At 47.1% G+C, this 14580-nt stretch carries 14 protein-coding genes and 1 other annotated feature (1 of these 15 only partly in view); of the genes, 1 reads left to right on the forward strand and 13 read right to left on the reverse strand.

The genetic code is table 11. From position 1 onward, the window contains the following. Nucleotides 1-98: a sequence feature (ribosomal protein L20 leader region), on the reverse strand; it reaches 33 nt to the left of the window's first position. Nucleotides 99-279: 181 nt separating this feature from the next. The 4 genes from lrgB to G9F75_RS04730 all read right to left on the reverse strand — a co-directional run bounded on the left by lrgB (nucleotide 280) and on the right by G9F75_RS04730 (nucleotide 4036). After that, nucleotides 280-963 (reverse strand): antiholin-like protein LrgB, encoded by a 684-nt coding sequence (gene lrgB, locus G9F75_RS04715; RefSeq protein ID WP_007408093.1) that lies wholly within the window; start codon nucleotides 961-963, stop codon nucleotides 280-282. Nucleotides 964-975: 12 nt separating this feature from the next. Next, nucleotides 976-1413 (reverse strand): antiholin-like murein hydrolase modulator LrgA, encoded by a 438-nt coding sequence (lrgA, locus tag G9F75_RS04720; protein ID WP_007613022.1) that lies wholly within the window; start codon nucleotides 1411-1413, stop codon nucleotides 976-978. Nucleotides 1414-1542: 129 nt separating this feature from the next. Next, complete coding sequence (locus G9F75_RS04725; protein ID WP_094296073.1) at nucleotides 1543-2277, reverse strand: LytR/AlgR family response regulator transcription factor; 735 nt, start codon at nucleotides 2275-2277, stop codon at nucleotides 1543-1545. After that, a complete protein-coding gene (locus tag G9F75_RS04730; RefSeq protein WP_014418603.1) occupies nucleotides 2255-4036 on the reverse strand; it encodes a sensor histidine kinase in 1782 nt (593 codons plus the stop codon). The genes G9F75_RS04725 and G9F75_RS04730 overlap by 23 nt, the downstream gene beginning before the upstream one ends. Nucleotides 4037-4222: 186 nt before the next feature. On the opposite strand from G9F75_RS04730, the gene G9F75_RS04735 reads away from it, so the two are divergent. Beyond that, a complete protein-coding gene (locus G9F75_RS04735; RefSeq protein ID WP_014418604.1) occupies nucleotides 4223-5017 on the forward strand; it encodes an HAD family hydrolase in 795 nt (264 codons plus the stop codon). Between the two features lie 54 nt (nucleotides 5018-5071). Here the strand turns inward: G9F75_RS04735 and thrS are convergent, their stop codons facing one another. The 9 genes from thrS to G9F75_RS04780 form a co-directional block, all read right to left on the reverse strand. After that, the gene (gene thrS / locus G9F75_RS04740) at nucleotides 5072-7003 is read right to left on the reverse strand and encodes a threonine--tRNA ligase (protein WP_014418605.1); all 1932 of its coding nucleotides are present in this window, start codon (nucleotides 7001-7003) and stop codon (nucleotides 5072-5074) included. A 409-nt stretch (nucleotides 7004-7412) separates the two neighbouring features. After that, complete coding sequence (ytxC, locus tag G9F75_RS04745; protein WP_014418606.1) at nucleotides 7413-8243, reverse strand: putative sporulation protein YtxC; 831 nt, start codon at nucleotides 8241-8243, stop codon at nucleotides 7413-7415. A gap of 65 nt (nucleotides 8244-8308) precedes the next feature. Further along, nucleotides 8309-8950, reverse strand: a complete 642-nt coding sequence (locus tag G9F75_RS04750; protein WP_014418607.1) for a TVP38/TMEM64 family protein — start codon at nucleotides 8948-8950, stop codon at nucleotides 8309-8311. A gap of 31 nt (nucleotides 8951-8981) precedes the next feature. Next, nucleotides 8982-9917: a primosomal protein DnaI gene (dnaI, locus tag G9F75_RS04755; protein WP_012118157.1), complete on the reverse strand. Its 936-nt coding sequence runs from the start codon at nucleotides 9915-9917 to the stop codon at nucleotides 8982-8984. 24 nt (nucleotides 9918-9941) lie between these two features. Beyond that, nucleotides 9942-11351, reverse strand: coding sequence for a replicative helicase loading/DNA remodeling protein DnaB (dnaB, locus tag G9F75_RS04760; protein WP_014418608.1), 1410 nt, complete (start codon nucleotides 11349-11351; stop codon nucleotides 9942-9944). A gap of 111 nt (nucleotides 11352-11462) precedes the next feature. Then, complete coding sequence (nrdR, locus tag G9F75_RS04765) at nucleotides 11463-11921, reverse strand: transcriptional regulator NrdR (protein WP_003152473.1); 459 nt, start codon at nucleotides 11919-11921, stop codon at nucleotides 11463-11465. 248 nt (nucleotides 11922-12169) lie between these two features. After that, entirely contained in the window at nucleotides 12170-12550 is a 381-nt protein-coding gene (gene speD, locus G9F75_RS04770) for an adenosylmethionine decarboxylase (RefSeq protein ID WP_003152471.1), read from the reverse strand. A 238-nt stretch (nucleotides 12551-12788) separates the two neighbouring features. Then, nucleotides 12789-13811 carry a glyceraldehyde-3-phosphate dehydrogenase gene (locus G9F75_RS04775; RefSeq protein WP_014418609.1) on the reverse strand — a complete coding sequence of 341 codons (1023 nt, stop codon included), beginning with the start codon at nucleotides 13809-13811 and terminating at the stop codon, nucleotides 12789-12791. A 207-nt stretch (nucleotides 13812-14018) separates the two neighbouring features. Then, nucleotides 14019-14405 carry a winged helix-turn-helix transcriptional regulator gene (locus tag G9F75_RS04780; protein WP_003152469.1) on the reverse strand — a complete coding sequence of 129 codons (387 nt, stop codon included), beginning with the start codon at nucleotides 14403-14405 and terminating at the stop codon, nucleotides 14019-14021. Nucleotides 14406-14580: the final 175 nt, after the last annotated feature.

A 14580-nucleotide genomic window follows, 5' to 3' on the forward strand; every position in this document is an offset into this window, starting at 1 on the left:
CACACTACGAACATCTGCATAAATAAAAATGTACGGTCAACCTGCCAACTACATGAATGTGTCAATCAGGTGAGAAGCGGGTGCCTCTGCTTGTGATTTATATTCAATTCAATAACTATTCTACACAATACCGGATCATTAGTCAAGAATGACTTCTCCGGATCAACTTTTTCATTTTAACACGATGCCGGGGCGAGCGCAAGGAAAAATGTGAAATTTCGTTCTTTGCCGCCCGCGGACGCGCCAACACAATAAAAAACCCGGGTCTATGACCCGGGCTTATCCTCCGATGAGCTGAACGAATACCGGAATGACCAGCACCGTCACCACTCCCACGACGACAACCGCGATACTTGCCATTGCCGCTTCTACTTCCCCCATCTCAATGCCGACCGCAACACCGAGTGCGTGTCCTGATGTGCCGAGAGCCAGTCCTTTAGAGATTGGGTGCTTTACTTTAAACAGTTTTAAGAATAGAGCGCCCAGAGCATAGACGATAACGGCGTTGAAAATGACGGCGAAAGCGGTGATATCGGTGATGCCGCCGATTCCTTTTGACAGCGGAAGGGCAATTGCCGTTGTCGCCGCCTGCGGAAGCATGCTTTTCATAACGGCCGCGTCAAGATGAATGCCTTTTGCGATCAAATAGACAATCGTCACTGAGCAGATAGAGCCGACAATGATAGAAGACATGATCTGCCACCAGTATTTTTTCAGTTTGTCACGCTGTTTGTATAAAGGGATGGCAAAAGCGATCGTCGCGGGCTCCAGGAAGAATTTAATAATGTCTCCCCCGCTTTTATAATCTTCATATGAAAAACCGCCGAGCTTCAGAAAAAGGATTCCAAGCACCATCGCGACAAACAGCGGGGTGAAGAGGAAAAAGCCTCTCGTTTTTTTAAATAAATACGTGCCGATGCCAAAGGCCGCAAGTGAAACGACAATACCGAAATATGGACTCATCCGATTTCCCTCCTAATGCTGCACAAGTTCTTTTTCCTGATTGGAACGGCGCACCGTTTGTTTTTCAGGAGCAGTCTTCTGACGTTTTTGGCTGACAGACAAGATCAGCTGAGAAAAAAGGCCCGTGGCCCCTAACAGAATGATGGTGGCGAGTAAGATGACGAGTGCGATCTGCACGCCGTACTGCTGCATGACGCCAAGTGAATTCATCACGGAGATGCCCGACGGGACAAATAAAAATCCGATCAGTGACGTTAATGATGTTCCCAGCGTTTCTACTTGTTCAAGCTTAATCACTTTCAGGCATAAGAGGACAAATAATAACACCAAACCTACTACGGAAGCGGGTATAGGAATGGGGACAATCGCTGCAATCCCATTAGATATGAGCATAATTACGGCAAAAATAAATGCTTGTGTCAGAAATCCGTACACTTTTTTCGCACTCATTTTCTTCACCTCTTTCTCTTTGTTAGGTCCATTATAAAAGAGAAATCGATTTTTAAAGCGCTTTCGTAATAAACGGCTGAATATTCATTCTGAAATGCAAAAAACGGCTGCTGAAATGCAAAAGCCGCCTCATATAATATGAAGCAGCTTTTTTAAGTCCTTGGCGTATGTACGGCTGACGGGAATTTTAGAGCCGTCTTTTAAGATAAGATTGTACGTCGAATTAAACCACGGATGAATTTCCGTAATATGCTCCGTATTCACGATGAACGCGCGGTGCACTCTCAAGAAACCCGTCTCAGGCAGTTTTTTCTCAATGACCGCCAAAGTTTCATGAACGGAATAAGAAGCGGCAAACGTTTTGACAGAAACGTGTCCGTCCTCCATGCCGGCGAAAATAATGTCCTTCGTATCTAAAATGACAATAGATTCACCGGCTGATACAGCCAGTTTATGCGCTCCGGCTGCGGACGGCTGCTCTGAGACGCCTCCTGCCCTGTCCTGCTTCACTCTTTTAAACTTTCTGATCGTCTGGCGCACTCTTTCTTCATCAAAAGGCTTCGTTAAATAATCGAGCGCGTCGACTTCAAAGGCTTTTAAAGCAAATTGGTCATACGCCGTCGCAAAAACGACGGCCGGCGGATTTTTCATGTTTTTCAGCCGTTTGGCAATGTCAAATCCGTTTTCTCCTGACAAATCAACGTCCAAAAACAGCAGATCCGGTTTTTGATCCATCATACTGTCAAAAGCGGATTCAATATTTTCAGCTTCGTTTATGTCACTTACTTCATTCGTCCGTTTCAGCAAATAAGCTAATTCATCTCTTGCCAGCATTTCATCATCAACGATTAACACCTTCAGCATGTTCTTCTCCTTTAGTCATCAGTTTCAAAGGCAGCTCAAATGATACCTCCGTACCTTTGCCGGCCTCACTTTCCAATCGCAGGGCTGCCTTGGGGCCGAACAGCCCGATCAGCCGCTGATTTAAATTGTAAAGCGCGGTTCCCGTCCCTTCTTTAGACGGGAGCGGACGGTTTCCGAGCACGGACAGCAATTCAGGATCAATTCCCCTCCCGTTATCTCCAACCCGCATTAAAACCGACTGACCGGCGGATACCACGCTGACATTGACGGCACAGCTGTCCTGCTTTCTTGAAAATGCATGGCGGAGCGCATTTTCGACGAGGATCTGCAGCACAAAAGGAGGAATTTCGATGTCCTCCAAACCGCGTTCGATTTCAAGGCTGATTTTATATTTCCCGGGAAAACGGGCCTGCTCCAATGATAAATATGCCTGCAGATGGTTCAGTTCTTTAGAAAGCGGGATGAGCAGCTGCCTTGCCCCCTGCAGATTGGAACGGAAATAGACGCTGAGCTGCAGCAGAAGCTTTCGGGTTTTTTCCACATCCGTACGGCAAAGAGCAGAAATCGTATTGATCGCATTAAACAGAAAATGCGGATTGACCTGTGCTTGAAGCGCTTTTATTTCTGCGTCTTTCAGCAATTTGCTCTGCAGTTCCGCCTCGCCGAGTTCAAGCTGGGTGGAAAACAGCATGGCGAGTCCTTCTGCAAGCTCTTCTTCAACCCGGCTTAATCCTGACGGGCTTTTAAAGTACATTTTCAGCGTCCCGATCGTTTTGCCGTTTGACGTCAGCGGCAATACGATCGCCGCATGCAGCGGACAGGGATCGTGCGTGCATTCAATTTCTGCCTTTGATGTCGCTTTCATAATATGACCCGTTTTAATGACGCGTTTTGACAATCCGGTGATCAGGCTTTCAGACGGAATATGATGGTCGGCACCCGCGCCGACGTGCGCCAAAATCTTTTCGTTATCCGTAAGCGATACCGCGTCCGTTCCTGTTTGCCTGTGGATGATGGCGGCGACGCTTTTGCATGAGCTTTCATTCAGCCCCTGGCGGAAAAACGGAAGCGTCTGATCGGCAATCATCAGCACCCTGTGGGTTTCAAGGGCTCTCGCCCGTTCTTCCTTCCGGATAATCGACTGAATGATCGAAAGAAAAATAAAAGTCCCTGACCCGTTTACCAATATCATCGGGATGCCGATGATGCTCACAAGCGTCCAAGCATCAGAAAACGGCTTGGCCATCAAGAGGATGAGCAGCATTTGCAGCGATTCCATTCCGAGTCCGACAAGCGCGGCCACCCGCGGTGTCGGCATCGCATAGCGTTTTCTGAAATACCGTCCGATCCAGCCGGACAAAATGCCCGCTAAAACGGATGAGACGGCACAGCTGACTGCGGTCGCGCCGCCGAGTGATAAACGATGCAGGCCGGCCAGTATGCCGACGCCGATCCCCACATACGGGCCGCCTAAGAGTCCGCCGATTTCAACGCCCATAATTCTTGTATTGGCAATTGAACCGGACGGATTAATTTGAAACACCCAGTCATTATTCATGATTGTATTCCGCTGAATTTCTATTCCCGTATAGTTGCTGATGATACTGAACAGCGAGAAAATTGAAATCAGCACCGCTTTGCCTTTATAGCTCTCAGGCTGCTGGAGCGCCTGTCTGAACAATCTGGTATGAGCCAGAACAAATCCCAATATGACGATAATTCCCACTCTTTCCAGCATCATGATGATCAAATGCAGCATACTTTTCACCTGTTCTTTCAAATTTTATTTTATCACGTTTTAGAGCCTGAGACAGAATCTGACACAAACCTGCCTGTTTTTTTCAAATCATCTGAAAACAAATCTTTCACAGTCTATATATCTATTGTAGAATAAACGGGAGCCTTGCGGCAGAGAGTTTCAGAATATAACAAAGAGGAGAAGATCATGAAAGCCGTATTTTTTGATTTGGACGATACACTGTTATGGGATGAAAAAAGCGTCAGAACAACATTCAGGGAAACATGTTTACAAGCGGAAAAAAAATATGGCCTTGACCCGCATACATTTGAAGAAGCGGTTCGGAAAGCGGCACGGGAATTGTATATGTCATACGAAACCTATCCTTATACGGTCATGATCGGCATTAATCCGTTTGAAGGATTATGGGCGAATTTTTCCGAGCCGGTCAGCGAAGGATTTAAACAGCTGAATCGGATTGCGCCGGAATACAGACGAAACGCCTGGACGAACGGCTTAAAAAGCGTCGGTATAGACGATGCGGCTTACGGCGAATATTTGGCGGAGTTTTTCGCGGCGGAACGCAGACAGCGTCCGTACGTGTATGATGAAACGTTTGCGGTGCTTGATAAACTGAAAGGTGTTTATGAATTGCTTCTGCTGACAAACGGCGACCCCAGCCTACAGAAAGAAAAACTCGCCGGCGTTCCTGAGCTCGCGCCTTATTTTAATGAAATCGTCATCTCAGGCGCTTTCGGAAAAGGGAAACCCGACGCCTCCATATTCGAACATTGCCTCGGCCTCCTGAACCTGAAAAAAGAAGACGCCATTATGGTCGGAGATAACCTCAATACTGATATATTGGGAGCGAAACGGGCAGGCATTACGACAGTCTGGGTAAACCGGACGCAAAAGAAAAATGATACGGACATTGCACCTGATTACGTGATCAGCGATCTTCACGAGCTGTTTGCGATTATAGAGAAACAAAAAGAAAGATAATGTTATACGCAAAAAAACCCCATTCTGAATGAACGGGGTTTTTTGTATTTCCGGTTATTTTTTCGCTTCGGCTACAGCCTTTTTCACAAAATCGTCCAATGAGACGGTTTCTGATTTCTGCTCGCCGTATTTCCGGACGTTTACCGCGCCGTTTTCCGCTTCTTGGTCACCGACCACAAGCATGTACGGGATTTTTTGCATTTGCGCTTCACGGATTTTATAGCCGATTTTTTCGTCCCGGCTGTCAAGCTCGACACGCAGACCTTCACGCTGCAGGCGCTCCTGCACTTTTTTCGCATAATCAAGATGCACGGACGGTGATACAGGAATGACTTGGAACTGCACCGGCGCAAGCCATGTCGGAAGGGCGCCTTTGTGCTCTTCGATTAAGAAAGCAACGAAACGCTCCATCGTTGACACGACGCCGCGGTGAATAACGACAGGGCGGTGCTGTTTGCCGTCTTCTCCGACGTAAGTGAGATCAAAGCGTTCCGGAAGAAGGAAGTCAAGCTGTACAGTTGACAATGTCTCTTCTTTGCCGATCGCCGTTTTCACCTGCACGTCAAGCTTAGGGCCGTAAAACGCCGCTTCGCCTTCCGCTTCATAATAGTCGTGCCCCATCTCATCCATTGCCGCCTTCAGCATGGACTGCGCTTTGTTCCACATCTCATCATCATCAAAATATTTTTCCGTATCTTCAGGATCGCGGTAAGACAGGCGGAATGTGTAATCATTCAGGCCGAAGTCTTCGTATACGTCTTGAATCAAACGGACCGTGCGGATGAATTCTTCTTTAATCTGATCAGGGCGGACGAAAATGTGCGCGTCATTTAACGTCATGCCGCGTACGCGCTGAAGACCTGAAAGCGCCCCGGACATTTCATAACGATGCATCGTTCCCAGCTCGGCGATGCGGATCGGAAGCTCGCGGTAGCTGTGAATGTCCTGCTTGTAAATCATCATATGGTGAGGACAGTTCATCGGACGGAGCACGAGTGTTTCATTGTCCATTTCCATCGGCGGGAACATCGTATCCTGATAATGATCCCAGTGGCCCGATGTTTCATACAGGTCTTTGCTTCCGAGAACAGGCGTATAGACGTGCTCATAACCGAGGCTCAGCTCTTTATCCACAATGTAGCGCTCGATCACGCGGCGGATGGTTGCGCCTTTCGGCAGCCAGAGCGGCAGGCCTTGTCCGACTTTTTGAGAGTTGGCGAACAATTTTAATTCTTTGCCCAGTTTTCGGTGGTCGCGCTCTTTCGCTTCTTCAAGCATCCGCAAATGCTCTTTCAGGTCATCCTTTTTAAAGAAGGCCGTGCCGTAAACGCGCTGAAGCATTTGGTTTTTGCTGTCGCCGCGCCAGTATGCGCCCGCAAGGCTCAGCAGCTTAAATTCTTTAATTTTGCCTGTAGACGGCACGTGCACGCCGCGGCACAGGTCAAAAAATTCGCCCTGCTCATAAATGGAGACCGTTTCGTCTTCCGGGATGGCATCCAGCAGTTCAAGCTTCAGATTATCGCCGATTTCCGCAAACATGGCTTTTGCTTCATCACGGCTCACTTCTTTTCGGATAATCGGCAGATTTTCACCGACGATGCGTTTCATTTCTTTTTCAATCTTCGGAAGGTCATCCGGCGTCAGCGCCTGCTCCATTTCAACGTCATAATAGAACCCGTTTTCAATGACGGGGCCGACACCGAATTTCACATCTTTATAAATGCGTTTAATCGCCTGGGCCAATAAATGCGCCGTGCTGTGCCGCATGATGTTCAAGCCTTCTTCTGTGCCTTCTGTAATGATTTCTACGGCACCATCCTCTTGAATCGGCGTTCTTAAATCAATTTCCTGTCCGTTCAGTTTTCCGGCTAAAGACTTTTTCTTTAATCCCGGACTGATGGATGCCGCGATATCTTCTGTTGTTGTTCCTTTCGGAAATTCCTTTACCGCTCCGTCCGGAAATGTGATGTTGATCATATCTGACATCTTCGTCACTCCTTTTTTTATGCAAATCAAAAACCCCGCCCCCTATGAAAGGGACGAGGTTAAATAAACGGAATCGTGGTTCCACCCTTTTTTCCGCACGGCCGATTGTTTCGGCACCTGCGGCTCTAAACTCTGTAACGGGAGTTCCCGTCAGCTATTACTGGCGCTTCTTCCGGCGTTCACAGCTGAAGTTCAAAGGCGGTAAAGACAATGATCCATAGCTGGAAAGCTTTCAGCCTGGGCTCTCCTCTCTTATAAAGCCGGTATCAATGCTTCATGTCCTTATCAATACGTGTAGCAATCATTAATCTTTTATGTATTATAAAATGTCTGCGAGAAAAATGCAACTCGGTTTTCCGTCTGATTTCGCACAGACAGCCCTGCCGCTTACACAAGGCCGTCCGTGCGGCTATCCTTCCGTCTTCTCGGCTGCAAACGCGCCCAGCGGAAAAAGGCGCACCCTCTCCTGAAACACGTTTTGAATCGTTCTGGACATCATATGCTCCGGTTTGTCCGTATACAGTTCTACCGTCTCAGGCGCAATGGAGATCAGCGGCGCAAGGAGATGGGAATCTATATACATCGGGTGCTCCCGCACAAACCGTCTGTCTATGTATTTTTTCTGTTCCCGTTCTGACAAATAGCGCAGCTCCCACAGCGTAAAAGCCCGGTCATGTACGATGCGGACTTTCTTCATCCGCGGCGGATTGGATGTCACATAATCTCTCAGAGACTGGATAAAGTTTTGATATTCCTGTTCCATCCGATATTCATCTATCGCAGCCTCCGCGTATTCTCTGAGCCGCTCATAATACCTGCCGAGCCGGAACGTCTGAAACGAACGCACGGAAAAAACACCCGCATCAAGTGAAATCGTCCGGAGCGCATCTGAAATAAACTGTGTGCGCGGCTCTTTCTTCGGCTCGAACGGATGATCCTCAAGCTCTCCTTCCATAATGCTGTGTGCAAGCTGAAGGATTTGCTGCTGTTCATCCTGATCGGTGAAGCAGTATGCGTCCTCAATAAGCGAAAGCATATGCTCGTCTTCTTTGCATTCCAAAAAAAACCTGACAAGTATCGGCTCAATAAAGCGCTGAACGCAAAAAGCCGTTTCAGACCTTGCGATTCCGACTTTTTTTATGCCTTCACGGACAATAAAATGTCTCCGGTCGTCCGATTGCTGAATGAGATGTAAAAAAGCGGCGGTATCGTGGTCATCTTCAAAGATCACTTCAAGCATATTTGTCCCCCCTTACGGCATCTGTTACAAGTATATGGGGGATGTTTTTAAAATAGACGTAAAGGTTAGCTTTCACCGCCGAACAAATGGCGCACCTTCTTTTTAAATATAACGGGAAGCGATAAAAATACGATGTAAAGACACATCACGCCGAGTACGGTCAGCACATTTCCGGACATAAAGCTCGCGCCGAGCACATTCAGGACGATCGTCCCCGGAATAATGCCCGCTGCGGTCGCCAAAAAATACGTCATCGGCCTGACTTTCGATAGGCCCGCGGCATAGCTGATCACATCAAAGTTAACAGGCAGAATGCGCAGGATAAAAATATAAAAGAAGCCATTGGTTTTCATCTGCTTTTGAATGGCTTCCATTTTTCCATGACGGCTTTTCTCATTAAAGGCAAACAGCCCCGCCGCAAAAAAAGACGCGGCGGCAGCGCCCATTGAGCCCGCCAGCGTATACACGGTGCCGAAAAACGGGCCGAACGCCAATCCTCCGGCGACGGAAACGATTGATACGGGAAACAGCACAAAAGGCCTGACAATGGAAATTCCGATAAACACAAGCGGCGCAAAAACACCGAACGATAACACCCACAGCCGGATCTCCTTAGGCGACAGATTCAGATATTTGCGGTTTGCCCACAGCAAAAGGCCCGCTCCCGCCGCAGCCGCAGCCCAAGTGACAGCCTTCTTATTCCTCATTCCCTCAAATCCTTCCCATTGGACGCCGGCATCATGAACGGCGGCGGTTTTCCCCGTCAAGACGGACGGGCGAAGCCAAATATAAAATCCGCTCCATCAGTCTTGCCGCTTTTACTTCTTCCTTTTCTCCCCGCTGTGAATACGTAAAATGATGCTTCAGCTCGTCTGGTGAAAAATTAGACGAGAAGAAAGTGGGAAGCTGCTGGCTCATTCTGTGCTGAAGCACGGTGCCGATGACTTCATCCCTGACCCAGCTTGTCATTGATTCCGCTCCGATGTCATCAAGCATCAGTACGGGCGTCGTTTTCACCATATTCAGTTTCGCCTCCAACGACTGATCCTGGAGCGAGTTTTTCAGCTCTCTGACAAATTCGGGAACATATACGATCATTGATGAATACTCTTTTTCCGCCAGCTCGTTGGCAATGGCGGCTAAAATAAATGTCTTTCCGATTCCGAATTTTCCGTACAGATACAGCCCTTTGCCTTTTCCCGTTTCATTATAGCTCTTCAGAAAATCCGTCACATGCTGGAAGATGCCGACTCTGCTCGGATCGGTAATGTCGATCTGCTGAAACGTCGCGCCGAGAAGATCCTGCTGGATATACATGCTCTTCATCAGGGACTTTTGCCTTTTCTGGCGGTCGAGCTTTCTCTTTTCCGGACATTCGTAATATTCAATATCAATGGAACGCCCGTTGATCACAAGCTTCGGATGATAGCCTTCAAGCAGGCTGTTCGTCCGGCTGTCTTTCGAGCAGAAGGCGCACTGTTTGCTTTGCTGAACGAATTCGTACAGTTTATTTAACCCTCTGTCAATCATGCTTTGATTGATTACATCTTTCTGTTCCTTCAAAAAAGCCTGGACGTCTTCGTCGGCCATGACTTGCTGCTGCATTCGTTCCAGGCGTTTTTGAAAGTCAGGTCTTTTCGTCACGCCTTCTAAGGATCGGCTGATCGGTTCCATTCAATATCACCCCGCTTCTCTGTCTCAATAGGCAGAGTATTTTTTCAGTTTTTTCATTTCTTCCATCATTTTTTTCTTCTGTTCTTCAAGATCCTGCGCGGAAAGAGCCGGCTGTTCTTGTTTCTTCCCGGTTTCTTCTTCTTTCATCCAATCAGGGCGCTTTTCTTCCCGGACGGTTTTTTTGCCGCGCGCCGCGCCGTTTGTTTTGCCGTCCGCCCAATCAAGATATTGCCTGTGCTCTTCTATTGCGAGCTTCATTGCTTCCCGTACCGTTTTGACTTTCTTTCTGGCCCAGTGGGCGGCGATTTTTTGGATATAGTTTTTGGACAGCTTCATATCCGTTTTCAGCATGACATAATAAATCAGCACATTGGTGACGCCGGGCTCAAGCTTTTGTTCGAACATAATATCGGCGATAATCTGCAAGTCGGCTTTTGACGGCTCGGTCCCATCCGCAATGTCCTGAAGAAGCTTTCTCGGTGATATGGTCTCAAGCTGTGCGATGAGTTCGCCGTTCAATGAATCGTCTTTTTCCGTCCGGTTTTCTCTCAAGGTGACAGGCTGTGTTTTATCAATCAGTTCGGGAAGCTTCCCGCTTCTTTCAATTTGATACCAGTCGCTGGCCGCTTTCCTCAGCGCTTCGGCCGTTATCGTATCCTGTTCATTAATTGCGGTCATGACGACGTGCTGCATGGAGATAGGATCTATTCCGTATAAATATGAAAGCTTTTTAATGCTCTCCCGCACGTCCTGCGTGATTGATTTGCGCGGTATCATCGTTTCTGACAGTCCCGCCATGAAAAGCTCAAAATCAAACACTTCCTCCGTCACCGTATAGGAAGGCGCTTGTCCGACAGACGCCGTCTCATAGTCCTCGGGTAGCTTCATCGCCTCTTCCATATCAGGCGTCATTTTCCATTCACTCGGCTGAAAAGAGGCAAAGGCGTGATTAAACGGACGGGTAATTTCCCTTGCGTCCGCGCCGACGGAAGGGTGCGTGTAAAATTGTCTCAGCTGCTGGTATTTCGTTTTACCGACTCTGTTATAAAGAAAGACATTCAGCATGCCGTCTTCAAAAAAATCATTCGGTCTGAGCGGGGGCAGCAGCTCATAAATAAACATCCGCTCTTTTTGCTCGGACTCCCGGATATACACTTTCAGCAGCCCGATTCCTTCAAGCTTTCCCTGTTCATGATGAATCTTTTTTAAATTTGACTGCATCATGCCCATCAGCTGCCTGTGCGTGGATTCCGCTCCCCACAAGCGGTTCTGCTCAAGCTCCCCCCATAAGGTCATATAAAGGGAGAATGCAAAAGAACCGATCAGCGGCTGGTACAGATGTGTCAAAACCTGTCTGTCGACATCCTGAAGAAGCGAACGGCTTTTGACCGTATAAGGATCTACAGGCAATACGTCATTCCAATAGTCAGCCATGATTCTCAAACCTTCCGATATGTTTCTACTCTCATTTTACACCGTTTCTGCGATCTATCAAATGCCAATTTTGCTCATGAGAAAAGAGCCAGACACAATCTCTTAGCTCTCTCAGCGTTCTTTCTTTATTAAATCTTTCAATTCATCGATAAACACGTTTATATCCTTAAACTGCCGGTAGACGGAGGCAAAGCGGACATAAGACACCTCATCGATTTTCGCCAGACGGTCCATTACCATTTCTCCGACAAGTTCGCTTTTGACTTCAGATACACCTTGGTTTCTCAGCTCTTTTTCAATGTCAAAGCACATGTCTTCCAATGTTTTTAAAGGAACGGGCCTTTTTTCACAAGCTTTAATTAACCCGCGCAGCATTTTTTCACGGCTGAATTCTTCCCGGACGCCTTCTTTTTTCACGACGATCAGAGGCATCTCTTCAAACTTCTCAAATGTAGTGAAGCGGTAATGGCAGGCTTCGCATTCCCGCCTTCTGCGGATTGATTTCCCTTCGTCCGCAGGCCGTGAATCAAGTACGCGGGAACCGTTATGCTGGCATGAAGGACATTTCAAATTGGATCAGCTCCCATCTGTTTCGTTGCTGTAATGCGGTTCGCAAGCTTCCGGTAAATGCCCGCCAACGTTTCTAGGATGAGCCTATTTGTTGGGAGAGCCGATAGACCGGCCTTATCTTTTCTATTTTACAAAAAAAATGCTTAAAGAAAAAGCAATGCTGTTTTTTTACATTAGAAAAGGAGCATCAGCTTCAAAGCGCGTAATGGCTTTTTCAGCTTAGCTCCCTTGTGTTTGCGTTTTGAAAATTACAGTACTTTCGCTTGTGCCTGTTTAATCTGTACAGGCCCCATTCCTCTCGGTATTTCAATGTTTTCTCTTGTATCTGCATGTAATGCGTCCGCAATGTAATCCGCAGCCACATTAGGATCCAGGTCTCCACAAGTATAAACATCAATGCTTGCATATCCGTGTTCAGGAAAACTGTGAATCGTTAAATGTGACTCAGAGATAATAACGACTCCGCTTACGCCTTGCGGTGCAAATTTGTGAAATGCGACCTCGCGCACCTCAGCTCCTGATTTCAAAGCAGCATTTACAAACGTTTTTTCAATAAAATCCATGTCATTGAGCTTATCAAAATCGCATCCCCACAGCTCGGAGATGACGTGACGCCCCATTGTTTCCATAATCATGGACCCCCCTTAACAAGAATTAAAAAAGTGAATTTCCGAGAACTGACCCGGCCATTTACCACGGGGGAAAGTTAGTCCGGAGAGGTCCTAACCCTTTAAGTAATTCCGAAGCAGTCACGAGCAAGAAGTTCACGAAAGATAGTATACTGTGTTTAAGTTTATTTTGCAAGGTGTGTTTTTTGCGAATATGCCGTTAAGGGTGTTTTTCTAACAAATGTCCATGATCTTTAGTCTACACAGCTGACGGGTGTTTCATTCGCGCGGCGACGTGACGGATAAGATCAACGACCCGGCAGGAATATCCCCATTCATTGTCATACCAGGCGAGCACCTTTACTTTTCGGTCTTCCATCACTATCGTTGTCAGTCCGTCGATGATCGCAGAGTGTGAATTCGTATTATAATCCGAAGAAACGAGCGGCTCATCCGAATAATCAAGAATTCCGTACATCGACGTTTTTGCGGCTCTTTGGAAAGCGGCGTTCACTTGCTCGGCCGACACATCTGTTTTCAGATCGCAGACAAGGTCCACTAATGACACATTCGGAACGGGAACACGCAAAGCGAGACCGTGAAGTTTTCCTTTCAAATGAGGCAGCACGAGCGACAGCGCTTTGGCGGCGCCTGTAGAAGTCGGAATGATGGATTCTCCGCACGCTCTCGCCCTCCGCAGATCTTTATGCGGATTGTCGATATTTTTTTGATCATTCGTGTAAGCGTGAACAGTCGTCATCAGGCCGCTTTCAATCCCGAATTCCTGATCAAGCACTTTGACGACCGGCGCAAGACAGTTTGTCGTGCAGGATGCATTTGAAATAATGACATGTTCATCGGGATTGAATTGCTCTTCATTTACTCCCATGACAATGGTAACGTCTTCATTTTTGCCCGGAGCCGTTAAAATAACTTTTTTCGCCCCTGCTTCAATATGGCTCATTGCTTTTTCTTTTGAATTAAATTTCCCCGTTGCCTCTACGACGATGTCTATTCCGCATTCTTTCCACGGAAGCTCTCTCGGGTCCCGGCGATTGAACAGCATAATATGTTTTCCGTTGACGATCAGGCTGTCGTCGGAGGTCTCAACTTCTTGATCGTATTTGCCGTGAATTGTGTCATACTTTATCAAATGAGCAAGCGTTTCCGGGGGATAGCTTGCATTAATGGCTGTTATTTGAATTTGATCATCTTCCATTGCTTTTCTGAACACCATTCTTCCGATTCTTCCAAACCCGTTGATTGCTACTTTTACCTTCATGCTCAGGTCACCCCTTTTTAATATGCCACTCTAATTTAATTTTATTTATATATAGTATAACACATTAAAAGAAATCCGCCAGTACAACTTGATAAAAATCCACCCTTATACCGATCAATATGTTGTTCAATCGGTTTTTTTGCATATAAAATGATCTTTCTTCCATAAAAAAAGCAGGATCAGCGTCTCAGGCTGCCTGCTTTTTTCTTATATTTGTCCCGGTTCTTTAAATTTGTCATTTAAAATGCTGTCCTCTAAAACGGAAGACACCTCGCCGTACCGTTTAGCAATATGCATCGCGCCCCAGTCGCACAGCGCGTTTAAAATTCTTTCCAGACTGTGCCCGTATTCACTCAGCTCGTATTCCACTTTCGGCGGCACCTGATTGTACACGATCCGGTTGATGACGCCGTCAGCTTCCAGCTCCCGCAATTGCTGTGTCAGCATCTTCTGGGTGATGTCCGGCATAAGCCGCTTCAATTCGCTTGTCCGTTTTTTCCCGCGCATGAGGTGGCAGAGGATCACACACTTCCATTTTCCGCCGATCACTTCAAGCGCCGCCTCTACGGATATATTGTATTTTTTCTTCAGCAACGGTAATTCCTCCTCATCTATAGGAACTAAAAAGTGCCTATGGCACTTAAAAGTACGTTCTTTTCAATGACACTTCTATCGATCATAATGACATTTGCCGGCTGAAAAGGAATGTACTCTTATACTTATATCGTTTACCCGGCATCATTTCAACCATACATTATCGTTCAAGGAG

The organism is Bacillus sp. EKM208B (assembly GCF_011800725.1).
Lineage (GTDB): Bacteria > Bacillota > Bacilli > Bacillales > Bacillaceae > Bacillus > Bacillus velezensis.